Annotated in this window: 18 protein-coding genes; 4 read left to right on the top strand and 14 right to left on the bottom strand. The window is 59.0% G+C overall.

Annotation, left to right across the window (positions count from 1 at the left end):
• Window positions 1-21: 21 nt before the first annotated feature.
• The 3 genes from fusA to rpsL are packed head-to-tail and all read right to left on the bottom strand — an operon-like array spanning window position 22 to window position 3,021.
• Window positions 22-2,139: an elongation factor G gene (gene fusA, locus INS80_RS09275; protein WP_192965362.1), complete on the bottom strand. Its 2,118-nt coding sequence runs from the start codon at window positions 2,137-2,139 to the stop codon at window positions 22-24.
• Between the two features lie 21 nt (window positions 2,140-2,160).
• The gene (gene rpsG / locus INS80_RS09270; RefSeq protein ID WP_192965361.1) at window positions 2,161-2,631 is read right to left on the bottom strand and encodes a 30S ribosomal protein S7; all 471 of its coding nucleotides are present in this window, start codon (window positions 2,629-2,631) and stop codon (window positions 2,161-2,163) included.
• 18 nt (window positions 2,632-2,649) lie between these two features.
• Complete coding sequence (rpsL, locus tag INS80_RS09265) at window positions 2,650-3,021, bottom strand: 30S ribosomal protein S12 (protein ID WP_005621086.1); 372 nt, start codon at window positions 3,019-3,021, stop codon at window positions 2,650-2,652.
• A gap of 413 nt (window positions 3,022-3,434) precedes the next feature.
• Between rpsL and INS80_RS09260 the strand changes: the two genes are divergently transcribed.
• Window positions 3,435-4,241 (top strand): putative rhamnosyl transferase, encoded by an 807-nt coding sequence (locus INS80_RS09260; RefSeq protein ID WP_192965360.1) that lies wholly within the window; start codon window positions 3,435-3,437, stop codon window positions 4,239-4,241.
• A gap of 32 nt (window positions 4,242-4,273) precedes the next feature.
• A complete protein-coding gene (locus INS80_RS09255; protein WP_192965359.1) occupies window positions 4,274-5,113 on the top strand; it encodes a putative rhamnosyl transferase in 840 nt (279 codons plus the stop codon).
• On the opposite strand, the gene INS80_RS09250 is transcribed toward INS80_RS09255, so the two are convergent.
• The 7 genes from INS80_RS09250 to rplK all read right to left on the bottom strand — a co-directional run bounded on the left by INS80_RS09250 (window position 5,072) and on the right by rplK (window position 17,592).
• Entirely contained in the window at window positions 5,072-5,938 is an 867-nt protein-coding gene (locus INS80_RS09250) for a DMT family transporter (protein WP_192965358.1), read from the bottom strand. The two genes, INS80_RS09255 and INS80_RS09250, sit on opposite strands and share 42 nt — an antisense overlap.
• Before the next feature lie 450 nt (window positions 5,939-6,388).
• The gene (gene rpoC, locus INS80_RS09245) at window positions 6,389-10,630 is read right to left on the bottom strand and encodes a DNA-directed RNA polymerase subunit beta' (RefSeq protein WP_192965357.1); all 4,242 of its coding nucleotides are present in this window, start codon (window positions 10,628-10,630) and stop codon (window positions 6,389-6,391) included.
• A gap of 51 nt (window positions 10,631-10,681) precedes the next feature.
• Entirely contained in the window at window positions 10,682-14,818 is a 4,137-nt protein-coding gene (gene rpoB, locus INS80_RS09240) for a DNA-directed RNA polymerase subunit beta (protein ID WP_192965356.1), read from the bottom strand.
• A 280-nt stretch (window positions 14,819-15,098) separates the two neighbouring features.
• Window positions 15,099-15,473 (bottom strand): 50S ribosomal protein L7/L12, encoded by a 375-nt coding sequence (gene rplL / locus INS80_RS09235; protein ID WP_192965355.1) that lies wholly within the window; start codon window positions 15,471-15,473, stop codon window positions 15,099-15,101.
• A gap of 81 nt (window positions 15,474-15,554) precedes the next feature.
• Window positions 15,555-16,073 (bottom strand): 50S ribosomal protein L10, encoded by a 519-nt coding sequence (rplJ, locus tag INS80_RS09230; protein WP_192965354.1) that lies wholly within the window; start codon window positions 16,071-16,073, stop codon window positions 15,555-15,557.
• A gap of 393 nt (window positions 16,074-16,466) precedes the next feature.
• On the bottom strand, window positions 16,467-17,165 hold the full coding sequence (gene rplA / locus INS80_RS09225) for a 50S ribosomal protein L1 (protein ID WP_192965353.1): 699 nt from the start codon (window positions 17,163-17,165) through the stop codon (window positions 16,467-16,469).
• 1 nt (window position 17,166) lies between these two features.
• Window positions 17,167-17,592, bottom strand: a complete 426-nt coding sequence (rplK, locus tag INS80_RS09220; protein WP_192965352.1) for a 50S ribosomal protein L11 — start codon at window positions 17,590-17,592, stop codon at window positions 17,167-17,169.
• A 293-nt stretch (window positions 17,593-17,885) separates the two neighbouring features.
• Here rplK and INS80_RS09215 point away from each other — a divergent pair, with 293 nt between their 5' ends.
• The gene (locus INS80_RS09215) at window positions 17,886-19,055 is read left to right on the top strand and encodes an aminotransferase class V-fold PLP-dependent enzyme (protein ID WP_192965351.1); all 1,170 of its coding nucleotides are present in this window, start codon (window positions 17,886-17,888) and stop codon (window positions 19,053-19,055) included.
• A 325-nt stretch (window positions 19,056-19,380) separates the two neighbouring features.
• Complete coding sequence (locus INS80_RS09210; protein WP_192965350.1) at window positions 19,381-19,677, top strand: hypothetical protein; 297 nt, start codon at window positions 19,381-19,383, stop codon at window positions 19,675-19,677.
• A gap of 58 nt (window positions 19,678-19,735) precedes the next feature.
• Here INS80_RS09210 and nusG read toward each other — a convergent pair whose 3' ends face one another.
• The 4 genes from nusG to INS80_RS09190 form a co-directional block, all read right to left on the bottom strand.
• On the bottom strand, window positions 19,736-20,269 hold the full coding sequence (gene nusG, locus INS80_RS09205; RefSeq protein WP_192965349.1) for a transcription termination/antitermination protein NusG: 534 nt from the start codon (window positions 20,267-20,269) through the stop codon (window positions 19,736-19,738).
• Between the two features lie 223 nt (window positions 20,270-20,492).
• On the bottom strand, window positions 20,493-20,690 hold the full coding sequence (secE, locus tag INS80_RS09200) for a preprotein translocase subunit SecE (RefSeq protein WP_192965348.1): 198 nt from the start codon (window positions 20,688-20,690) through the stop codon (window positions 20,493-20,495).
• An 81-nt stretch (window positions 20,691-20,771) separates the two neighbouring features.
• Complete coding sequence (locus INS80_RS09195; RefSeq protein WP_192965347.1) at window positions 20,772-21,548, bottom strand: hypothetical protein; 777 nt, start codon at window positions 21,546-21,548, stop codon at window positions 20,772-20,774.
• The gene (locus tag INS80_RS09190) at window positions 21,532-22,620 is read right to left on the bottom strand and encodes a GSCFA domain-containing protein (RefSeq protein WP_192965346.1); all 1,089 of its coding nucleotides are present in this window, start codon (window positions 22,618-22,620) and stop codon (window positions 21,532-21,534) included. The genes INS80_RS09195 and INS80_RS09190 overlap by 17 nt, the downstream gene beginning before the upstream one ends.
• Window positions 22,621-22,762: the final 142 nt, after the last annotated feature.

Raw genomic sequence — 22,762 nt, 5'->3', positions numbered from 1 at the left:
AACCTTCCAATGTCATGACGCTTACGCGTATTTCGCCTGGATCTCTTCCGAGATGTTCTGCGGAACCGGATCGTAGTGATCGAACTGCATGGTGAACTGGGCACGGCCCGAGGACATCGAACGCAGGGTGTTGATGTAGCCGAACATGTTCGCCAGCGGCACGAGTGCGTCGATCGCAATCGCGTTGCCGCGCGGCTCCTGGCCGGACACCTGACCACGACGGGAGGTGAGGTCGCCGATGATACCGCCGGTGTACTCTTCCGGGGTGATCACTTCGACCTTCATGATCGGCTCCAGCAGTTTGGCGCCAGCTTTCTTCATGCCTTCGCGCATGCACATACGTGCTGCGATTTCAAAGGCCAGAACGCTGGAGTCAACATCGTGGAACTTACCGTCGATCAGGGCAACCTTGAAGTCGATCACAGGGAAGCCTGCCAGAGGTCCGCTGTCCATGACGGACTGGATGCCTTTTTCCACACCAGGGATGTATTCCTTCGGAACAGCACCACCAACGATGCGGGATTCAAAGGAGTAGCCTTCGCCGGCTTCGGTCGGCGAGATGATCATCTTCACCTCGGCGAACTGACCCGAACCACCCGACTGTTTCTTGTGGGTGTAGGTGTGCTCGACCTCGTGACCGATGGTCTCGCGATAAGCCACCTGCGGCGCGCCAATATTGGCTTCCACTTTGAATTCGCGCTTGAGACGGTCCACCAGGATGTCCAGGTGAAGTTCGCCCATGCCCTTCATGATGGTCTGACCGGACTCGAGGTCGGTTTCGACACGGAAGGACGGATCTTCGGCGGCCAGACGGGCCAGACCCTGGGACATCTTCTCCTGGTCGCCCTTGGTTTTGGGCTCAACCGCGATCTCGATCACCGGGTCGGGGAAGGTCATGGTTTCAAGAACGACGGGTTCTTTCGCGTCGCACAGAGTGTCACCGGTGGTGGTGTCTTTCAGACCCGCCAGCGCGATGATGTCGCCCGCAAATGCTTCTTCGATCTCTTCCCGGTTGTTGGAGTGCATCATCATCATACGACCGACGCGCTCTTTCTTGCCCTTGGTCGAGTTGAGAATGCTGTCGCCCTTGTTGATCACACCAGAGTAGATCCGGGTGAAGGTCAAGGAGCCAACAAAGGGGTCGTTCATGATCTTGAACGCCAGGCCCGAGAACGCCATGTCGTCGTCCGCGCGGCGGGCGATGTTACGCTCTTCGGTTTCGTCGCCCGGCTTGAAGCCCATGTAATCAACAACGTCCAGCGGGCTGGGCAGGTAGTCGATCACAGCGTTGAGCAGGGGCTGAACACCTTTGTTCTTGAACGCGGAGCCACCCAGAACCGGAACGAAGTCCAGCGCCAGAGTACCCTTGCGCAGCAGTTTGCGCAGTGTCGGAACGTCGGGCTCGTTGCCTTCCAGGTATTCCATCATGGCGTCGTCGTCTTGCTCGACGGCCGCTTCGACCATCTTGCCGCGCCATTCTTCGGCCATGTCCTTCAGCTCGTCACGGATCTCGGTCTGGATCCAGGACGCACCAAGGTCTTCGCCCTGCCACAGCCATTCCTTCATGGTGACCAGGTCGATCAGGCCTTCCAATTCGGATTCCGCACCGATCGGAATACCAACCGGAACCGCGCGGGCGCCGGTGCGGTCTTCGATCATGCGAACGCAGTTGAAGAAGTCGGCGCCGATCTTGTCCATCTTGTTCACGAACACCATCCGCGGAACCTTGTAGCGGTCAGCCTGACGCCACACTGTTTCGGTCTGGGGTTCAACGCCGGCGTTGGCGTCCAGAACACAGACTGCACCGTCGAGAACCGCCAGCGAACGCTCAACTTCGATGGTGAAGTCAACGTGGCCGGGGGTGTCGATGATGTTCAGGCGGTGCTTGGGGGTATCGGCGGTCTGACCATCTTCGGTGCGTTCCCAGAAGGTGGTGGTCGCAGCCGAGGTGATGGTGATGCCGCGTTCCTGCTCCTGCTCCATCCAGTCCATGGTGGCTGCACCATCGTGCACCTCACCGATGTTGTGGGATTTGCCGGTGTAAAACAGGATACGCTCCGAGCAGGTGGTCTTACCTGCGTCGATGTGCGCCATGATACCGAAGTTACGGTATAGTTCGAGCGGATATTCGCGTGCCATGGTGTGTAGCCTCTGAAGGGTTTACCAGCGATAGTGCGAGAAGGCTTTGTTCGCCTCTGCCATCTTGTGGGTGTCTTCGCGCTTCTTAACGGCAGTACCGCGGGACTGTACAGCGTCCAGCAGCTCACCGGCGAGGCGTTCTTCCATTGTGTTCTCGTTACGACCGCGGGCAGCGGTGATCAGCCAGCGGATGGCCAGGGCTTCGCGGCGCTCGGGACGCACTTCGACGGGAACCTGGTAGGTGGCACCACCCACACGACGCGAGCGAACCTCAACCGAGGGCTTCACGTTGTCGAGGGCTTCGTGGAACACTTCCACGGGTGCGCGCTTGATCTTGGCTTCAACGCGGTCAAACGCGTTGTAGACGATCTTCTCTGCGACCGATTTCTTTCCATCGATCATCAGGTTGTTCATGAATTTGGTCAGCACGCGATCGCCATATTTGGCGTCGGGCAGAACTTCGCGTTTTTCAGCAGCGTGACGGCGTGACATCTGTGCTTATCCTTCTTCTTACTTAGGACGCTTCGCGCCATACTTGGAGCGGCGCTGCTTACGGTCTTTGACGCCCTGGGTATCCAGAACACCGCGAAGGATGTGGTAACGCACACCGGGAAGGTCTTTTACACGACCGCCGCGGATCAGAACCACGGAGTGTTCCTGAAGGTTGTGGCTTTCACCCGGGATGTAGGAAATCACTTCGAAACCGTTGGTCAGGCGGACCTTCGCAACCTTCCGCATAGCGGAGTTCGGTTTCTTCGGCGTGGTGGTGTAAACGCGGGTACATACGCCACGTTTCTGGGGGCACTGCTCCAGATGCATGGACTTGGAGCGTTTTACTTTCGGCTGCCGCGGCTTGCGGATCAGCTGTTGAATCGTTGGCATTCCGGTCTATTCCCCGTTTCGCAACTGTCATGTCATGCACGCGATAAAGCGTGCGGCTCATATTTCCGGCACTTACGCGTCCGCAAGCGCAAAAACCGCATTCGTTCCCATTCCGAGGTGAACGACGCGGTGGGTCTACAGAGGATCCGGGTGATAAAAGTGCCCGAACCTTGATCCACTACAATAGTGATATCGGCTTTAGGGGCGGCCCCCGGATGCCGGATAAGCGCGCGTATATGGGGAGTCGCAGGAGTTGTCAACTACAGCAGGCCCTTTCGCGCTGCACCGCGCCGGTATCTGCCGGGGTGGAGCGACAGAGGGCCGCCCACAACCGCAGGGAACACTGTTCTTGCCCGGCGACCGGGCGCCATGCATAGTCCAGACGCGCAATGGATAATCAGGACGCCTCAATCATGCAAGTCATCGGCCTTTGCCGCTTTTCCTACCCAGCGATCGGCGGCTTCCAGGTCGAGCATGACAGTCTCGAACAGCGGATCGCGTATCTCTACGGAGAGCAGCGTCTGGAAGAGCGGTTCCAGTTGATGGAAACCGTCGCCCTGCCCTGCCTGCGCGAACAGACGGATCAGGATTTCGAGCTGATCATCGTCATTGGCGACAGTCTGCCAAAACACCACCGCAACCGGCTACACGATATCACTGCGGGCATGCCCCAGGTGCGCATCCACAGCGAGCCCCCCCGCAAACAGCGGCAAGTGATGAAAGAGATCCTGAACAAGGCCCGCCGAGATCCTGCCGCGCCCTGCCTGCAGTTCCGCCATGACGACGATGACGCGGTTTCCGTGGATTTCATCGAACGCCTACGGCAAACGGTTGGGGACTGCCCGGGCCTGATCGAAAGGAACAGGACCGTCGCCGTGGACTTCAACCAGGGCTATGTGGCCGAAGTCGGCGCCGAAGGGATTGCCGCGACTGAAATCCACCGTCCCTATTACGTGGCCTCGCTCGGCATGTATGTACAGGGGGGCTGCAACCTCACGATCATGAACTTTGCCCATGAAAAGATCCTGCGCTTCATGCCCACCGTGACGATCAGCGATCAGCCGATGTTCGTGCGCACCCACAACGGCTATAACGATTCCCGTCAGAAGCCGGTGAAACCCGTGCCGGTGACACCGCTGACGCTTGAACAGATCGGAGAATTCGAGGCCCGCTTTGCCATCCGGCAGGACCATGTGCGCCGCGTCTTTGGTGCCGGATAGGCCCTGCCCTACGAGCAAGAAAAGGATCCGCCATGCAGGTCATCGGATTGTGCCGTTTCTCCTATGTCGGGCTTGGTGGCTACAAGATCATGCACGACAGCCTCGAAGAGCGCCGTGCCTTTCTCTATGCGCCCGGACGGCTTGAAGAACGCTTCCGCCTGTTTGAAACCATCTGCCTGCCGTCCGTGATTGGGCAGACAGATCAGGGGTTTCAACTTCATGTGGTGGTTGGGGAGTGCTTCCCCGAAGCCTATCTCGAACGATTGCTGGCCTTGACCGAGGATTTGCCGAATGTGGCAATCTCCGTTCAGCCTCCCGAACGCCACCGCCGTCAGATGATCCGCGTATTGAACACCGCCCGCGAAAACCCCAATGCGCCCTGCCTGCAGTTTCGGCTTGATGATGACGATGCCATGGCGGTGAATTTCATCGAACGGCTCAAACAGGCGGCACGCGATCTGGCCCCCGTCTGGCAAAGTTACCCTTTGACCACCATCGACTTCAATCGAGGCTATATCTACAGCGCAGGACCAGAGGGGCTGTCGATCGCGCCCGACCGCGAAGCCTATGCGGCGCTGTCTCTTGGCGTGGTGGTGCCGGGTGGCTCGGACCGGACGATCATGCATCAGGGCCATCACATCCTGTGGAAGGAGACCCCGACCCTCACCTTTCCCGATGGCGATATGTACATGCGCGGATACAACGGATTCAACGACTCTCGCTCGAAAGGGCGCGGCAAGAAAGTGCGCCCCTTCCCTGTCACGCCCGAAGAGGCCGAGCACCTGAAACGCACCTTCAATGTGGACAACGCCGCCGTCGCGCGTGCCTTTTCATGCCCCGGCCTGCTGCCGCTCCCGGTAAAGAGTGAATAGGCCTGCCGCCACAACGATGACCGCACCGATCAGGGTCAACCCGCTAGGCCAATCGCCAAAGACCAGCCAGCCCAGCAGCAAGGCCCACAACAATCCGCTGTATCGGAACGGGGACACCACGGCGACATCGCCGACGCGCATGGTCATTACCGAAAACAAATAGCCGCCAAAGATAAAACAGGCCGCACCCAACAACATGCCAAGATGCCAGGCCTCAATCGGCTGCCAGTCCTGCTGAGTGCTATAGACCAGCCCGAAGCAAAAGACCGTCAGCGAGGCCATCAAGGTTACGGTCATCGAGGGTACCGCTGCCGACATTTTCCGGGTGAACAGATCCCGCGCGGTCACACAGCCCACGGCGCCCAAGGCATAGAGGGACGCACTATCAAACCCTGCCGGGCCTGGCCGTACGATCAGGAGCATACCGACAAAACCCGCCAGGATCGCCGCCATGCGCCGCCAGCCAATGCTTTCGCGGAAAAACAGTGCCGCCCCCAGGGTGACGGTCAGCGGCAGCATCTGCAAGACTGCCGTCACATTCGCCAGCGGCATCCGCATCAGCGCGCTGAGAAACAGAAAGGTCGCACCCGCCTCTGACAGGCAACGGCCCAAGACCAGCATCCAATCGCGCGGCGGAAGGTTCAAATGCAGGCTGCCCAGATACCGCGCCAGCAGAAAAATCAACACCGTCGCCAACCCGCCGCGAATGACAAGGATCTGCGATAGCGGCAGATCCGCACCCACCATTTTGACCAGCGTGTCATTAAAGGTGAAAGCCGCCATGCTGCCCATCATCAACAGGGCGCCAGTCTGGTTTGGGGTCATCAGGCACTCCGTCTTGGCTGAAGGTCCGCCGGTTGGCGCCTCCTAGCATGATGTACTGACCTACTCATTCTTCCCATATCGCAAGAACATCCAGAACAATACGGCACAAGAAACGGATATCGGGATCATGATGTCAGTGTAGATGTGGAACTCGCGAAGTAGATACCATACTCCAAAAGCTAAAAGGGGCACGAAACGCACTAGAATATGCATTCTCATCTCAAAATTTTCCTTCATCAAAAAGCCTTAGACGCATTTCAGTGGTTCAAAACGGTATCAAGGCATTTCGGCCTCAGTTCGTCGATTTAGCCACGCATCGTCCTCTTGCGACAATAGCAAATCAGCGCGTGCACCCCGCAACAGGCTTTCAACACGCCGTGCCTTCAACCCAAAAGAAAACCCCCGCACCATCGGCGCGGGGGTCTTTAAATTTCTCATGTGATCAGCAGATCAATCGCGGCTTTCCGGGGTTTCCACCAGATTGTCGAAATCGCCGCCCGACAGATCGTCGTCCATGACCGGAGCAGCCAGAGCCGCTGCGGCCTCGGCTTCTTCGCGGCGGGCTTCCAGCACCACGTTGTCGCGGCTTTGAGCGACCTGACGCATCTGCTGGGTGGCCCCACCGGTACCGGCCGGGATCAGGCGCCCCACGATGACGTTCTCTTTCAGGCCAACCAGCTTGTCCTTCTTGCCCTGAACCGAAGCCTCGGTCAGCACCCGTGTGGTCTCCTGGAAGGAGGCCGCCGAGATGAAGGAGCGGGTCTGCAAGGACGCCTTGGTGATACCCAAGAGGATCGGCTCGCCCTGAGCAGGACGCTTGCCACGTTTCAGCGCCTTTTCATTAGCGGCGTCAAACTCCTGCTTGTCCACGTGCTCGCCTTTCAGCAGCGTCGTGTCGCCAGAGTCGGAGATCTCCCACTTCTGCAGCATCTGGCGAACGATCACCTCGATGTGCTTGTCGTTGATCTTCACACCCTGCAGGCGATAGACGTCCTGAACCTCGTCGATCATGTAGTTCGCCAGAGCCTCGACACCCATGATGGAAAGGATGTCATGCGGCGCCGGGTTGCCGTCCATGATGTAATCCCCCTTCTGCACGAAGTCGCCTTCCTGCACCGGGATGTGCTTGCCCTTAGGCACCATGTATTCGACGGTTTCCAGCGTCTCATCTGCCGGTTCGATCGAGATGCGGCGCTTGTTCTTGTAGTCGCGGCCAAAGCGCACGTAACCATCGATTTCGGCGATGATCGCGTGATCCTTTGGACGACGTGCTTCGAACAGTTCGGCCACACGCGGTAGACCACCGGTGATGTCTTTGGTCTTGGCGCCTTCACGCGGGATACGCGCAACAACGTCACCGGCCTCGATCTGCTGACCGTCCTCACAGGACAGGATCGCATCGACGGACATCGGGTAGGTCACCGGGTTGCCCAGATCGTTGCGGACCGGTTCGCCATCGCCATCCACCAGGATGATTTCCGGCTTGAGGTCGTTGCCCTTGGGCGCCGCACGCCAGTCGATCACGATCTTCTGGGTCATGCCGGTGGCTTCGTCGGTCTCGTCGCGGACCGCAAGGCCCGATACCAGATCGACGTATTTCGCCGTACCCGGCTTTTCGGCGATGATCGGCAGGGTGTAGGGATCCCATTCGAACAGCTTGTCGCCGCGCGCAACCTTCTGACCATCGGTGACGAACAGCTTGGAGCCGTAACCCAGCTTGTGGCTGGCACGCTCTTCGCCCTGATCGTCCTGGATGATGACCTTCATGTTGCGGCCCACCACCAGCATTTCACCACTGGAGTTCTTCAGGGTCTGCGCATTCTCGAAGACGATGGTGCCTTCCTGGCTCGCCTCGAGGAACGACTGCTGGCCACCCTGGGCAACGCCGCCGATGTGGAATGTCCGCATGGTCAGCTGAGTACCCGGTTCACCGATCGACTGCGCGGCGATGATCCCAACAGCCTCGCCCGAGTTGACCATGGTGCCGCGTGCAAGGTCACGACCATAGCACATGGCGCAGACACCCTCTTCGCTTTCACAGGTCAGCGGCGAACGGATACGCGCGGTGGCGACACCGGCCTCCTGAACCGCATCCGACATGCGTTCATCGATGAGCTGGCCCTGCGCGACCAGGATCTCGTCGGTGCCAGGACGCTTGATGTCCTCGGCAGCCACACGGCCCAGGATACGCTCGCCGATGGAGGCAACCACTTCACCGTCGTTGACCGCGGCTTCTGCGGTGATCGCACGCTCGGTGCCGCAATCATGCTCACGCACGATGCAGTCCTGCGCCACGTCCACCAGACGGCGGGTCAGGTAACCCGAGTTCGCCGTCTTCAGAGCGGTATCCGACAGACCCTTACGGGCACCGTGGGTGGAGTTGAAGTACTCCAGAACGGTCAGACCCTCTTTAAAGTTCGAGATGATCGGGGTCTCGATGATGTCGCCGTTCGGCTTGGCCATCAGGCCCCGCATACCGCCCAGCTGTTTCATCTGCGTAACCGAGCCACGAGCACCGGAGTGGGCCATCATGTAAACCGAGTTCGGTTCCATCACAGCACCATTCTCGTCTCGCTTGTCGGCAGAGATGGTGTTCATCATCGCATCGGTGACACGGTCGTTACACTTGGACCAGGCATCGACAACCTTGTTGTACTTTTCGCCCTGGGTGATCAGGCCGTCCATGTACTGCTGTTCGAAGTCCTTCACCTGTTCGCGAGTATCGTCCACGATGGTCCACTTGCCATCGGGGATCACCATGTCGTCCTTGCCGAACGAAATGCCCGCCTTGAACGCTTCGCGGAAGCCCATTGTCATGATCTGGTCACAGAAGATCACCGACTCTTTCTGACCACAGTAGCGGTAGACGGTGTCGATGACCTGCTGAACCTCTTTCTTCCGCAGAAGGCGGTTGACCAGTTCGAACGGCGCCTTGGCGTTCTTGGGCAGCAAAGCACCCAAGCGCACACGACCCGGCGTAGTCTCGAACCGCTTGAGAACCTCGTTGCCTTCCTCGTCGATCTGCGGGATGCGCGCGGTGATCTTGGAGTGCAGGTGCACCTCGCCCGCATTCAGCGCGTGTTCGACTTCCTCGATGGTGCCAAAGACCTTGCCTTCACCCACCATCCCTTCACGCTCTAGGGTCACATAGTAGAGACCAAGGATCATATCCTGCGAAGGAACGATGATCGGTGCGCCGTTTGCAGGCGACAGAACGTTGTTGGTCGACATCATCAGGACACGCGCTTCCAGCTGGGCCTCAAGGCTCAGCGGGACGTGCACGGCCATCTGGTCACCGTCGAAGTCGGCGTTAAAGGCCGAGCAGACCAGCGGGTGCAGCTGGATCGCCTTGCCTTCGATCAGCGTGGGTTCGAATGCCTGGATACCAAGACGGTGCAGCGTCGGCGCACGGTTCAGCATGACCGGGTGTTCACGGATCACTTCATCAAGGATATCCCAGACCTCGGGGCGCTCTTTTTCCACCAGCTTCTTGGCCTGCTTCACGGTGGAGGACAGGCCTTTGGCCTCCAGACGCGAGTAGATGAAGGGCTTGAACAGTTCGAGCGCCATCTTCTTGGGCAGACCACACTGGTGCAGCTTCAGCTCAGGCCCGGTCACGATGACCGAACGGCCCGAGAAGTCCACCCGCTTACCCAGAAGGTTCTGACGGAAGCGGCCCTGCTTACCTTTCAGCATGTCCGAAAGCGATTTCAGCGGACGCTTGTTGGCGCCGGTGATGACGCGACCACGGCGGCCGTTGTCAAACAGGGCGTCAACGGATTCCTGCAGCATCCGCTTTTCGTTGCGCACGATGATGTCAGGTGCGCGCAGTTCGATCAGACGCTTCAGACGGTTGTTCCGGTTGATGACGCGGCGATACAGATCGTTCAGGTCGGAGGTCGCGAAACGGCCGCCATCCAGCGGCACCAGCGGACGCAGTTCCGGCGGGATGACCGGGATCACGGTCATGATCATCCACTCGGGACGGTTGCCCGACTCGAGGAAGCTTTCCACGACTTTCAGGCGCTTGATGATCTTCTTGGGCTTCAGCTCACCAGTGGCTTCGGCCAGTTCGGCGCGCAGCTGTTCGGCTTCGGCTTCCAGATCGATCGCAGCCAGCATTTCACGGATCGCTTCGGCGCCGATATTGGCGGTGAAGGCGTCCATGCCGTACTGGTCCTGAGCGTCCATATACTCTTCTTCGGTCATCATCTGACCGTAGGTGAGATCGGTGAGGCCCGGCTCGATCACCACGTAGTTCTCAAAGTAGAGAACCCGCTCCAGATCGCGCAGGGTCATGTCCAGCATCAGGCCGATGCGGGAGGGAAGCGACTTCAGGAACCAGATATGCGCAACGGGTGCGGCCAGTTCGATATGGCCCATACGCTCGCGGCGGACCTTTTGCAGGGTGACTTCCACACCACATTTTTCGCAGACAACGCCGCGATATTTCATGCGCTTATATTTGCCGCAGAGGCATTCGTAGTCTTTGATCGGGCCAAAGATACGGGCGCAGAACAGACCGTCACGCTCGGGCTTGAAGGTCCGGTAGTTGATGGTCTCCGGCTTTTTGATTTCGCCATAGGACCAAGACAGGATCCGTTCCGGCGACGCCAGCGAGACCTTGATCTCATCAAAGACCTTGGGCGGCGTCAGCGGGTTGAACGGGTTGTTGGTGATTTCCTGGTTCATTTTGATACCTCAAATCTTGCGGAAGGGGGGACGGGAGAAGGGCAAGCGCCCTTACTCCTCAACCTCCGCATCCAGGAGTTCCATATTCAGGCCGAGACCACGGACTTCCTTGACCAGAACGTTGAACGATTCCGGTACGCCCGCTTCAAAGTTGTCTTCGCCCTTGACGATGCTTTCATAGACCTTGGTCCGGCCTGCGACGTCATCCGACTTGACGGTGAGCATCTCCTGCAGGGTGTAGGCGGCGCCGTAGGCTTCCAGAGCCCAGACCTCCATCTCCCCGAAACGCTGACCACCGAACTGCGCCTTACCACCCAGCGGCTGCTGCGTGACGAGGGAGTACGGACCAGTTGAGCGCGCGTGGATCTTGTCGTCGACCAGGTGGTGCAGTTTCAGCAGGTACTTGATGCCAACGGTCACGGGACGCGCGAACTGCTCACCGGTGCGGCCGTCGAACAGGATCGACTGGCCAGAGGTGTCGAAACCAGCGCGAACCAGTGCATCGTTGACGTCTGCCTCTTTGGCACCGTCAAAGACCGGGGTTGCGATCGGCACACCGCGGGTGACGTTGTGCGCCGCCTCAATGAGGTCGGTTTCGCTCATCTCGGCGATGCCTTCGTCATAGACGTTCTCGCCATAGGCGTGATGCATCGCATCGCGCACCGGGGTGAGATCGCCGGAGCGACGGTATTCCTGCAGCGCCTCGTCCACCTTGATGCCGAGACCGCGCGCGGCCCAGCCCATATGGGTTTCAAGGATCTGACCGACGTTCATACGCGACGGAACGCCCAGCGGGTTGAGACAGAAATCGACCGGAGTACCATCTGCGAGGAATGGCATGTCCTCCATCGGCACCACTTTCGAGATCACACCCTTGTTGCCGTGACGGCCGGCCATCTTGTCGCCCGGCTGCAGCTTGCGCTTCACGGCGATGAAGACCTTGACCATCTTCATCACACCCGGCGGCAGGTCGTCGCCGCGGCGGACCTTTTCGACCTTGTCTTCAAAACGGGCATCCAGAGCGCGCTTCTGCGCTTCGTACTGCTCGTTCAGGGCCTCAAGGATCTGGGCGTCTTTCTCGTCCTCAAGGGCAAGCATCCACCACTGACCACGGCTGAGGCTATCCAGCAGCTCTTCGGTGATCTCGGACCCTGCCTTGATGCCTTTGGGGCCTTTTACAGCGGTCTTGCCCAGCAGCATGCCACGCAGACGGGCGTAGATGTTGCGATCCAGGATCGCCAGCTCGTCGTCGCGGTCACGGGCAAGGCGTTCAACTTCCTCACGCTCGATCTGCAGGGCGCGCTCGTCTTTTTCCACACCATGGCGGTTGAAGACACGCACCTCGACCACTGTGCCGTAGTCGCCCGGCTTGACGCGCAGGGAGGTGTCGCGCACGTCCGAGGCTTTCTCACCGAAGATGGCGCGCAGAAGCTTTTCTTCCGGCGTCATCGGGCTTTCGCCCTTCGGAGTGATCTTGCCAACCAGGATGTCGCCCGGCTCCACGTCTGCACCGATGTAGACGATACCCGCCTCATCGAGGTTGCGCAGCGCTTCTTCACCCACGTTCGGGATGTCGCGGGTGATCTCTTCCGGGCCAAGCTTGGTGTCACGCGCGGCGACTTCGAATTCCTCGATATGGATCGAGGTGAAGACGTCGTCACGGGCAATCCGCTCGGAAATCAGGATGGAGTCTTCGTAATTGTAGCCGTTCCAGGGCATGAAGGCGACGACGACGTTCTTGCCGAGGGCCAGTTCGCCCATATCGGTCGAGGGACCGTCAGCAATCACTTCGCCTTTGCGCACTTCCTGACCCACCTTCACCAGCGGTCGCTGGTTGATGCAGGTGTTCTGGTTCGAACGCTGGAACTTGCGCATGCGGTAGATGTCGACGCCCGCATCGCCCAGCTCCAAGTCAGAGGTCGCACGGATCACGATACGCTGGGCATCGACCTGGTCGATGATACCGGCGCGTTTCGCCATGATCGCAGCGCCCGAGTCGCGGGCCACGATTTCCTCGATACCGGTACCGACCAGCGGTGCCTCGGCGCGCAGGAGCGGAACCGCCTGACGTTGCATGTTCGAGCCCATCAGAGCGCGGTTGGCGTCGTCGTTTTCCAGGAACGGAATGAGCGAGGCCGCAACCGAGACCAACTGCTTGGGCGACACGTCGATCAGGTCGACGTTTTCACGCGGGGCCAGGGTGTAGTCGCCGGACTGACGGGTCGAGACCAGATCGTTCTGGAACTTGCCATCTGCATCCAGCGCCGCGTTGGCCTGGGCCACAGTGTGGCGCATTTCCTCGGTCGCGGACATGTAGTGCACTTCGTCGGTGACCTGCGCGTCCTTCACGACACGGTAGGGGGTCTCGATGAAGCCGTACTTGTTCACGCGAGCGAAGGTGGCCAGCGAGTTGATCAGACCAATGTTCGGACCTTCCGGCGTTTCAATCGGGCACATCCGGCCATAGTGGGTCGGGTGAACGTCGCGGACCTCAAAGCCCGCGCGTTCGCGGGTCAGACCGCCCGGCCCAAGCGCCGAGAGGCGGCGTTTGTGGGTGACTTCGGACAGCGGGTTGGTCTGGTCCATGAACTGCGACAGCTGCGAGGAACCGAAGAATTCACGCACCGCGGCCGCGGCCGGTTTCGCGTTGATCAGATCCTGCGGCATCACCGTGTCGATCTCGACCGAGGACATACGCTCCTTGATCGCGCGCTCCATGCGCAGAAGGCCGACGCGGTACTGGTTTTCCATCAGTTCGCCGACCGAACGCACGCGGCGGTTGCCGAGGTGGTCGATGTCATCGATGTCGCCCTTGCCGTCACGCAGTTCGACCAGCGCCTTGATACAGGCGATGATATCTTCCTTGCGCAGGGTACGTTGGGTGTCTTCGGCGTCCAGCGCCAGGCGCATGTTCATCTTCACACGGCCAACAGCGGAGAGGTCATAACGCTCGCTGTCAAAGAACAGCGTGTCGAACAGAGCCGAGGCGGCCTCGACGGTGGGCGGCTCACCCGGGCGCATCACGCGGTAAATGTCCATGAGCGCGGTCTCGCGGCCCATGTTTTTGTCCATCGCCATGGTGTTGCGCATGTAGGGACCGACATTGACGTTATCGATGTCGAGAACCGGAATCTCGGTCACGCCCGCATCAACCAGTTCCTTCACGGTACCACCGATCAGGTCGCCGTCCTTGTCAAATTCAAGGGTCAGCTCATCACCGGCCTCGACGTAGATGGCGCCGGTTTCCTCGTTGATGATGTCCTTTGCGACGAATTTGCCGACGATATGTTCAAACGGCACCAACAGCTCGGTAATGGTGCCTTCGTCGATCATCTTCTTGACGGCGCGGGGGGTGACCTTCTTGCCGGCTTCGGCAAAGATCTCTCCGGTGGCGGCATCGACGAGGTCATAGGTCGGGCGGGTGCCGCGCACACGCTCGGGGAAGAACGGCGTAACCCAGCCGCGGCTTTTCTCAAGCTTGTAGGTGACGGTGTCGTAATAGGCATCCATGATGCCTTCCTGGTCCAGACCCAGAGCGTAAAGCAGGGTGGTCACAGGAAGTTTGCGACGGCGGTCGATGCGGGCAAAGACGATATCCTTGGCGTCGAACTCAAAGTCGAGCCAGGAGCCGCGGTACGGGATGATGCGGCAGGCAAAGAGCAGTTTGCCCGAGGAATGCGTCTTGCCTTTGTCGTGGTCAAAGAACACGCCGGGCGAACGGTGCATCTGGCTGACGATCACACGTTCGGTGCCGTTGACGACAAAGGTGCCGTTCGGGGTCATCAGGGGCATGTCACCCATGAAGACGTCCTGTTCCTTGATGTCCTTGACCGAGCGGGCGCCGGTGTCCTCATCGACATCAAAGACGATCAGACGCAGGGTGACCTTCAGCGGCGCGGAATAGGTCATGTCGCGCTGCATGCATTCTTCGACGTCGTATTTCGGCTTTTCCAGCGCGTATTTCACGAACTCCAGCACGGAGTTTTCGTTGAAATCCTTGATCGGGAAAACAGATTGAAAAACACCGTTGATGCCTTCGCCGTCTTGAGGCGCTTCGGCGTCGCCAGAACGAAGGAACAGATCGTAGGAAGATTTCTGAACCTCAATGAGGTTCGGCATATCCAGCACTTCGCGGATCTTGCCATAATATTTGCGAAGACGTTTCTGGCCAAGGAACGTTTGAGCCATGTCAGATGTCACCTTTCGAATTTCTCACCGGACAAGGATGCCGCCGGGCTTCGGCATCTTGCCCATACGAGATAGAGCGTTCGGATCAATTCATGGCTGCCGTCCCGAATGGCCGCCTCCCGATCACGTGAACCGCATCTAAGAAAAAGACCTGGGCGATAGGTCCCTTTCTGAGACAGGTTCGGCTGGACCCGGGTTTTCCCCGGATCCAGCCAAATTCTGAGGGAGCGCAAGGCAGGGTTTGAAAGAAACCGCCGCCCCTATGTCCCGCAAGCGAGGCTTAGGCCAGCTCGACTTCGGCGCCAGCTGCTTCCAGCTTGCCTTTGATGTCTTCTGCTTCGGCTTTGTCCACGCCTTCTTTGATCTTGCCGCCGGCTTCGACCAGTTCCTTGGCTTCTTTCAGGCCCAGACCGGTGATGCCGCGAACTTCTTTGATCACGTTGATCTTGGACGCGCCGGCGTTCTTCAGAACGACGTCGAATTCGGTCTTTTCTTCCTCAGCTGCGCCACCGGCGTCGCCACCAGCTGCAACCATGACGGCGCCGCCAGCTGCGGGCTCGATGCCGTACTCGTCTTTGAGGATGGTTTTCAGTTCTTGTGCTTCAAGCAGGGTCAGACCAACGATCTCTTCTGCCAGTTTCTTCAGATCAGCCATTTTATCAGCTCTTTCCGTTTTAAAGTGTGTGTTTCCAGCGTGTGAGCATAAGCCCCACACCGGCCATTCAGTGCCAACCGCTTATGCAGCTTCCGCCTTCTCTTCGATGGTCGAAAGGATGCTTGCGATGTTGCTTGCAGGTGCGCCAATTGCGCCGGCGATGTTGGAAGCGGGTGCGCCAATGCAGCCAACGATGGAAGCAATAAGCTCCTCGCGGGACGGCATTTTCGACACGGCTTCGACGCCTGCGCGGTCCAGAGCGTTCTCACCCATTGCACCGCCGAGGATCTCAAACTTCTTGTTATCCTTGGCGAAGCCCTCGGCCACCTTGGCAGCTGCCACGGGGTCCTCGGAATAGGTCAGAACGGTCATCCCTGTCAGCAGGTCGGCCATGCTTGCACACGGCTTACCCTCGAGGGCGATTTTGGCGAGCCTGTTCTTGGCAACACGCACGGCACTGCCCGCTTCGCGTGCACGCGCGCGCAGGTCCTGCATCTCGGCAACTGTCAGACCGGCGTAGTGAGCAACCACCACGACGCCAGAGCTTTCGAAGATCTGGCCGAGTTCCTCGACCAATTTCTCTTTCTGGGCTCTATCCACAGTTCTCTCCAGGTTTTGGGGGGCTTGCGCTCCCCGGCTCTTTGATGTGCCAGACCAGATGGCCCGGCGTTCAAGTCCGCAATACGGGGTTAGCCAAAGTCGCCCGAGGGTCAAGAAACCCTCGATCTATTGGTCTTTCCCGTCTCAGGAGGGAAATTAAGGCCCGATCGAAAGGCCACCCACCATCTTGGACGAAATGAAATAAAGCGCACGACGAATCGCACGCTTTACCTCAAGGGCTTGATAGTCGCTTCGATGCAGATTTCCAAGAGGTAAATCACTGCCTCGCAAAAACTTGCCAGCCCCGGCAGTTCCCAGCGTTTTCATGCCCCTGAAAAGAAACGGCCCGCACGAGGATCTCGCACGGGCCGCTTGGAATTCAAAGAGTGCAGCTTACTCGCTAACGGCCTGATCGACGTCGACAGTCACACCGGGGCCCATGGTCGACGACAGCGCGATCTTCTTCATGTAGGCACCTTTTGCGCCCGACGGCTTTGCCTTGGCAACAGCCGACACGAATGCGCGGACGTTTTCGACCAGCTTGGCTTCGTCAAAGGAGGCTTTGCCAACACCTGCGTGCACAACACCGCCCTTTTCCGCCTTGAACTGGACTTCGCCGCCCTTGGCCGCTTCAACAGCTGCCTTGACGTCCATGGTCACGGTGCCAACCTTGGGGTTCGGCATCAGGTTGCGCGGGCCCAGAACCTTACCCAGACGGCCAACGACGGGCATCATGTCCGGGGTTGCGATGCAGCGATCGAAATCAATGGTGCCGCCCTGGATGGTTTCCATCAGGTCTTCTGCACCAACGATATCCGCGCCGGCTTCCTTGGCTTCATCCGCCTTGGCGCCGCGTGCAAACACAGCAACGCGCATGGCTTTACCGGTGCCGTTGGGCAGACCAACAACGCCGCGCACCATCTGGTCTGCGTGACGGGTGTCAACACCCAGGTTCAGAGCGATTTCGATGGTCTCGTCGAACTTGGAGGTTGCGTTAGCCTTGACCAGTGCAACTGCTTCTTCGACGGTCAGGTTCTCTTTGCCTGCGAAGGCTTCGCGTGCTGCGCGGGTACGTTTACCGAGCTTTGCCATCTTACTTCACCTCGATGCCCATGGAGCGGGCAGAGCCCAGGATGATCTGCATCGCCGCTTCAACATCGTTGGCGCTCAGATCTTTCATCTTCGCTTCGGCGATCTCACGCACCTGAGCGGCGGTCACGGTGCCGACGGTCTCACGCGAGGGGGTCTTGGCGCCGGATTTAACCTTGGCGGCCTTCTTCAGGTAGTAAGACGCAGGCGGCGTCTTGATGTCCATGGTGAAGGACTTGTCCTGATAGTAGGTGATCACGGTCGGGCACGGCGCGCCGGGCTCCATTTCCTGCGTCTTGGCGTTGAACGCCTTGCAGAATTCCATGATGTTGATGCCGCGCTGACCCAGCGCCGGGCCGACCGGCGGGGAGGGGTTGGCTTGACCTGCAGGAACCTGCAGCTTCATTGTACCAGCAAGCTTCTTGGCCATCTGGTGTTCCTTTCAACTGGGGCGAAACGCGTTCCACCCGGTTTTATGTTGCGTGGTCCGGTTTCAGGGTCGCGACCCATAGACCTCCCACGAGAGAATCTCGCCCGAAGACGATAGAGGCGGCGTGTACAGGGGAATGGTCGGGTTGGCAAGGACTTTGGCTGCAAGAGCCCTGTGTGCAGGGCCAAGGGTAGCCTTCAGGTGTTCAGCATTGCAGCAGCAAGGTGATGGCGCATAGGCTCCACCCAATCAGATAACACCCCGAAGGCGCTTCAGAACAAGAGATTTCCCTCATGATTGATATTGATCAGGTCCGTTCGGACACACCGAGCTGCGCAAATGTACTGCATTTCAACAACGCAGGCTCATCGCTGATGCCGAGGCCCGTTTTTGACGCCTTGCAACGGGTTCTGCGAGACGAAAACGAAGTCGGCGGATACGAGGCAGAGAGGCGAGCGCAGGAGGACATTCAGGCCTTTTACTCCGAATTCGCGGCTCTTCTGAACGCAAAGCCTGATGAGATTGCCTTTGTCGAGAACGCTACCCGCGCCTGGGACATGGCGTTTTATGGCCTGCATCTGGAGCCGGGGGACCGGGTGATCACCCATGCCTCTGAATATGCCTCCAACTACCTCGCCCTTTTGCAGCAGTCGCGTCGGCTCGGGTTTGAAATCGACCTTGTGCCGTCGGATCAGACCGGCCAGATCGATGTGGCGGCGCTGGAGGCCATGATCACCCCCCGCACCAGGCTGATCGCCATAACCCATGTGCCGACCCAGGGCGGGCTGGTGAACCCCGCCGCAGAGGTCGGCGCCATCGCGAAAAAGCACGGCGTTCTCTACCTGCTGGATGCCTGCCAATCGGTCGGGCAGATCGCCGTGGATGTGGAGCAGATCGGATGCGACATCCTATCGGGCACCGGGCGCAAGTTCCTGCGCGGGCCGCGAGGGACCGGGTTCCTTTACGTCCGCCAGAGCATCCTTGATCGGATCGACCCGCCCTTCATCGACCTTCTGTCAGCCAAATGGACCGGGACAGACAGTTATGAGCTGGCCCCCGGCGCCAAGAGGTTCGAGAACTGGGAAAGCTATGTCGCTGGCCGTGTCGGGCTGATGGAGGCTGTCCGCTATGCCCGCAGCATCGGCCTTGCCAATATCGAGACCCGCGTGACCACGCTGGCCCAGGACCTGCGCGATGCGCTTGGCGCGATTGACGGCGTGTCAGTACATGACCTTGGCGCCCGAAAATGCGGGATCGTCACCTTCACAAAGGATGGTATCGACCCCAAGGGCATCGCCGATGCGCTACGCGCCAGCCAGATCAACGTCTCCGTCTCCCCCGTGACCTGCGCCCGCCTCGATATGGATGCACGCGGATTGAATGCCCTGACACGGGCTTCGGTGCATTACTTCAACACCCACGATGAGATTGGCCACTTCGTGAATGCCATGAAGCAGGTTTAGACAAGGGCGACATGTAAAGGAATAGCAGGGTCGGTAGACGGGCAATGACCGGCTCCTGCAGTGACCGCTTGGAGCGCAATTCAAATATTGGCTTCCTCATTTTGTCCTTTGGTATCTTACAAGCACTCCGTCATGCTCCTCTTCCTCCAAAAACACCTCTGCGCTGGCATCGAAAGAAATCAACAGTATTTGGTCATCTATCCATTCCAATTCCGCATATGGACCGCCCCATTCGCCAACAATTGAAGCACTATCACTCGTTGTCGCGACGAATACATTTCCCCCACCAACAACCGACTCGCCTTCCCCAATAACTGAAATTTGCGTGGAAAAGTCGGTGGTTGCTCCGCAGCTTCTCTCGAATAGAATTGCTCTCGAAACACCAGTGGGGGATCTCAACGAACTTACCAACGTGTTTTCACACATTCCTGTGGCAGTAGACTCCCAGACCATTCAAGCTATGCCCCCAGCAAAAATCAGTCCAATAGCCATTGATTTGAACATCATTTGCAAGCCCAACAAAACCCTTGGTATTGAAACAGTAGCAACCATGTTATTGGCAACTTCAGCAAAAATTCCAAGGTCTGCTTCGCCCCGAGTAGATGCAGTCGGCACAAACTAAAGAAAACGCCGCATTGCATGAAGCAACACGGCGCCTTGAATTTCAATCGCGAGGGTGATCAGCCCTGCTTGGTGACCTGGGTGAAGTCCAGCTCGACCGGGGTTTCGCGGCCGAAGATCGACACGGTAACCTTGAGCTTCTGGTTCTCGTCGTCCACGCCCTCGACCATGCCGTCGAAATCCTCGAAGGGGCCGTCGTTGACCTTGACCTTCTCACCGACCTCGAAGGAGATGAGCGTGCGCGGGGCTTCTTCGCCTTCCTGAACGCGGCCCAGGATGCCCTGCACCTCGGCGTCGCGCATCGGCATCGGGCGGCCTTGCGGACCCAGGAAGCCGGTGACGCGGTTGATCGAGTTGATCAGGTGATAGCCCTGGTCGGACATTTCCATGTGCACCAGCACGTAGCCGGGCATGAAGCGGCGCTCGGTGGTGACCTTCTTGCCGCGGCGGACCTCGATCACCTCTTCGGTGGGGACCAGAACTTCGTCGATCTCGTCCTCAAGGCCGTGTTCGGCAACCGAGGCGCGGATCTGCTCTGCGATTTTCTTTTCGAAGTTCGAAAGAACGCTGACCGAATACCACCGTTTCGCCATGAGCCTGATCGTCCTTGTTTTACAGGGCGCTGTGCGCCGCATTCATCATAATTCGGTTTTGGCCAGGGGCGACTGCCCCTAACAAAAAGCGGCGCGCAACACGATTCGCCGCACGCCCATGCCAGAGTTACCGGCCCAACTACCCTCAGCAGGGAGTGAGATCAAGAGGCTGCGCGGCTTTTACGGGCGCATCAGACCTCTGCCACACCCGTCTTGCCGGGTATCAGCCAAACATCCCCAATAGCCCGGCAAGCCCCGTACGGATCAACAGGTCCACAAGCGCAAAGAAGGCCGCGGTCAGGGCCGCCATGATAAAGACCATCACGGTGGTCAGCAGCACCTCGCGGCGGGTCGGCCAGACGACCTTGCTGACTTCGGCGCGGACTTGCTGGATAAACTGAACTGGATTGGTCATAGCCATGTGGCGTGATCTCTCTATAGGCGGGTTCGCCGGGATTTAGCTGCTACGGGCCGCAAATTCAAGCCCCGCCGGGGCCTGTCCTCAGACCGATACGTCAACATGAGGCGATGCCGCTGCAGTATCCTCTGCAAGCTGCGCAAACATGGCTTTCAGGATCAAGGCGCCAAAGGCTCCGTTCTTGTGAACCGGGTCCTGCAATTCGATCGCACGGCTTGACGCATACTCAATCCGGGTCAGGCATCCACGCGTCACAGTTTGCTCGGGCTGCGCTATCAGCGTGATGCCGTCCCGATCCATACGCTGCGCGACGCCCTCCCACAGGGCAGAGCGCTCGGCAGCCGTGGCCTGCTGATTGATCGATCGGGCAACCACTTTTTCATCGAGCACCTGATCGTTCATGAAAGAAGCCGGAGCAAAGAACACCCGCGTCTTGCCCGATGCCGCAAAGGCACGCGCTGCGCGGTAGGAGCGGCAGCCGGTCAGCCAGCGTTCCAGAACCGCATCGCGCACCGCCTGGCTGAGGTATCCTGCCTCATCCTGCGCCCGCCAAAGCATCGGCACGATATAAGACTGCGCGCGCAGGCGGCTTCCGACAAAAAGGAACACGTCAAAATCCTCGGGCGCCAAACTGCCGCGGCCGGTGCCACTGATCATTTTGACCTGTTCTTGCGCTTCTTCGGTTAGGGGCTGCAAGCGCCGGTCCTTCAGATGGATCCCGCGAAAGGACGGGCCGCTGGCACCCCAGAATTCGAGCCTCCCAAACGGCACGGAGACGCGGTTTTCATCCAGCGCGTGTTTGATGCATGCAATATGGCTGTCGCCAAAGACGCAGATGGACTGTTCAGCGTGCGAAAGCATCAAGCATTTCCTCTTCGCATTTCACCGCCCGGCCACCGCGATCCGCTACCCCTACCCCAACCTTTCTACCTGTCCGGCCCGTTTTTTGCGGAAACCGGGAGTGCTGCGCTTCAAAGAAACTCTCCATCACATGGTCCACGCCCTTGGCCACGACGCTGCGCTGGTTGCTGGCGTAGAACATGCCGCGAAAGGCCGGATGAGTGATGATCTCATAGGACGGGAAGTAATCGACCCAGTCGTGGTCCGCAGCGAGATCTCCCGCCACGGCGCGCAGCACGGACTTGGAATAGGATGTGGCGGTCAGCACATGCTTTTCCGAAGCGGTTGCAGTCAGCGGCACCGGGGACACCGTGAGCAAGACCCTGAGGCGCGGATTGTTCTGTCGCATCAGGTTCAGGGCCGCGTTCATGTCCGTCTGGATTTCCGGGTAGCGTTGGTTGTGAAACGCATGCTGCTGCGGATCGAAGACACCGCCAGCGGTGCCGGGGCACAGTGCGTATTCCACACCGGCGGTTCGGTTGCGCCAACTTTCGGTCAGCCCCATAGTGAAGACAAAGACATCTGCCTCCCGCACGGCCTTGCGCACTGCGGCAAGCGTTGCGTTGCGGCAGGCAAACAGCTCGTCCAGCGAAGCGAAACCACCGGTTTCTATCACCGGACGCAAGGGGTCCTGGAAACGCCCCTGTGCCTCCCATGTTTCCCGCCATTCAGCCATCTGCGAATCCACCTCACCAAAGGCAAGCTGAAGCCACTGACGCAGCATGCGCGCCGTGTAGATGTTCCCGGTGCGGGCCGAAAATATCCCGTAATTGAAACTGCGGGCCTGCTCCTCGGTCAGCAAGGTGGGTGCAGGTTCGGCATCCAGCCAATCATAGCCACGCGCGATGAGGGCGCGGCTGAAATGCTGGGCGAAACAAGAACCGAAAGTGACGACCTTATCCTTGGATGTAACCGCGAATTTGGGCGTCCAAAGGCCCGATATTTCAAGCGGATTATGCGCTGCGACAGCGCTTTTCCAAAAGGCTGTTTCCGGCAAATCGGCATAGGGGTTTGGGGGCGTCGAGCTGCGCATTATGAACCGTTGTCCTGGGTCTGCAGGCCGAGCCTACGAGCAGAACCCGGTGATTTCAATCAATGCCAGAGATCCTGCGTACCCGGCGGTGAAACCGCGGCGCAGATCCCACAAAACGACCACAAATTTCGATCAATCGATT

The organism is Phycobacter azelaicus, assembly GCF_014884385.1.
In the GTDB taxonomy this organism is placed as follows: domain Bacteria; phylum Pseudomonadota; class Alphaproteobacteria; order Rhodobacterales; family Rhodobacteraceae; genus Phycobacter; species Phycobacter azelaicus.
The sequence above is the reverse complement of the archived record's forward strand: the minus strand, read 5'-3'. Positions and strand labels throughout refer to the sequence as shown.

Coding starts and splice junctions, on each gene's coding strand:
- fusA (WP_192965362.1), bottom strand. CDS start 2,139: ATGGCACGCGAATATCCGCTCGAACTATACCGTAACTTCGGTATCATG.
- rpsG (WP_192965361.1), bottom strand. CDS start 2,631: ATGTCACGCCGTCACGCTGCTGAAAAACGCGAAGTTCTGCCCGACGCC.
- rpsL (WP_005621086.1), bottom strand. CDS start 3,021: ATGCCAACGATTCAACAGCTGATCCGCAAGCCGCGGCAGCCGAAAGTA.
- INS80_RS09260 (WP_192965360.1), top strand. CDS start 3,435: ATGCAAGTCATCGGCCTTTGCCGCTTTTCCTACCCAGCGATCGGCGGC.
- INS80_RS09255 (WP_192965359.1), top strand. CDS start 4,274: ATGCAGGTCATCGGATTGTGCCGTTTCTCCTATGTCGGGCTTGGTGGC.
- INS80_RS09250 (WP_192965358.1), bottom strand. CDS start 5,938: ATGACCCCAAACCAGACTGGCGCCCTGTTGATGATGGGCAGCATGGCG.
- rpoC (WP_192965357.1), bottom strand. CDS start 10,630: ATGAACCAGGAAATCACCAACAACCCGTTCAACCCGCTGACGCCGCCC.
- rpoB (WP_192965356.1), bottom strand. CDS start 14,818: ATGGCTCAAACGTTCCTTGGCCAGAAACGTCTTCGCAAATATTATGGC.
- rplL (WP_192965355.1), bottom strand. CDS start 15,473: ATGGCTGATCTGAAGAAACTGGCAGAAGAGATCGTTGGTCTGACCCTG.
- rplA (WP_192965353.1), bottom strand. CDS start 17,165: ATGGCAAAGCTCGGTAAACGTACCCGCGCAGCACGCGAAGCCTTCGCA.
- rplK (WP_192965352.1), bottom strand. CDS start 17,592: ATGGCCAAGAAGCTTGCTGGTACAATGAAGCTGCAGGTTCCTGCAGGT.
- INS80_RS09215 (WP_192965351.1), top strand. CDS start 17,886: ATGATTGATATTGATCAGGTCCGTTCGGACACACCGAGCTGCGCAAAT.
- nusG (WP_192965349.1), bottom strand. CDS start 20,269: ATGGCGAAACGGTGGTATTCGGTCAGCGTTCTTTCGAACTTCGAAAAG.
- secE (WP_192965348.1), bottom strand. CDS start 20,690: ATGGCTATGACCAATCCAGTTCAGTTTATCCAGCAAGTCCGCGCCGAA.
- INS80_RS09195 (WP_192965347.1), bottom strand. CDS start 21,548: ATGCTTTCGCACGCTGAACAGTCCATCTGCGTCTTTGGCGACAGCCAT.
- INS80_RS09190 (WP_192965346.1), bottom strand. CDS start 22,620: ATGCGCAGCTCGACGCCCCCAAACCCCTATGCCGATTTGCCGGAAACA.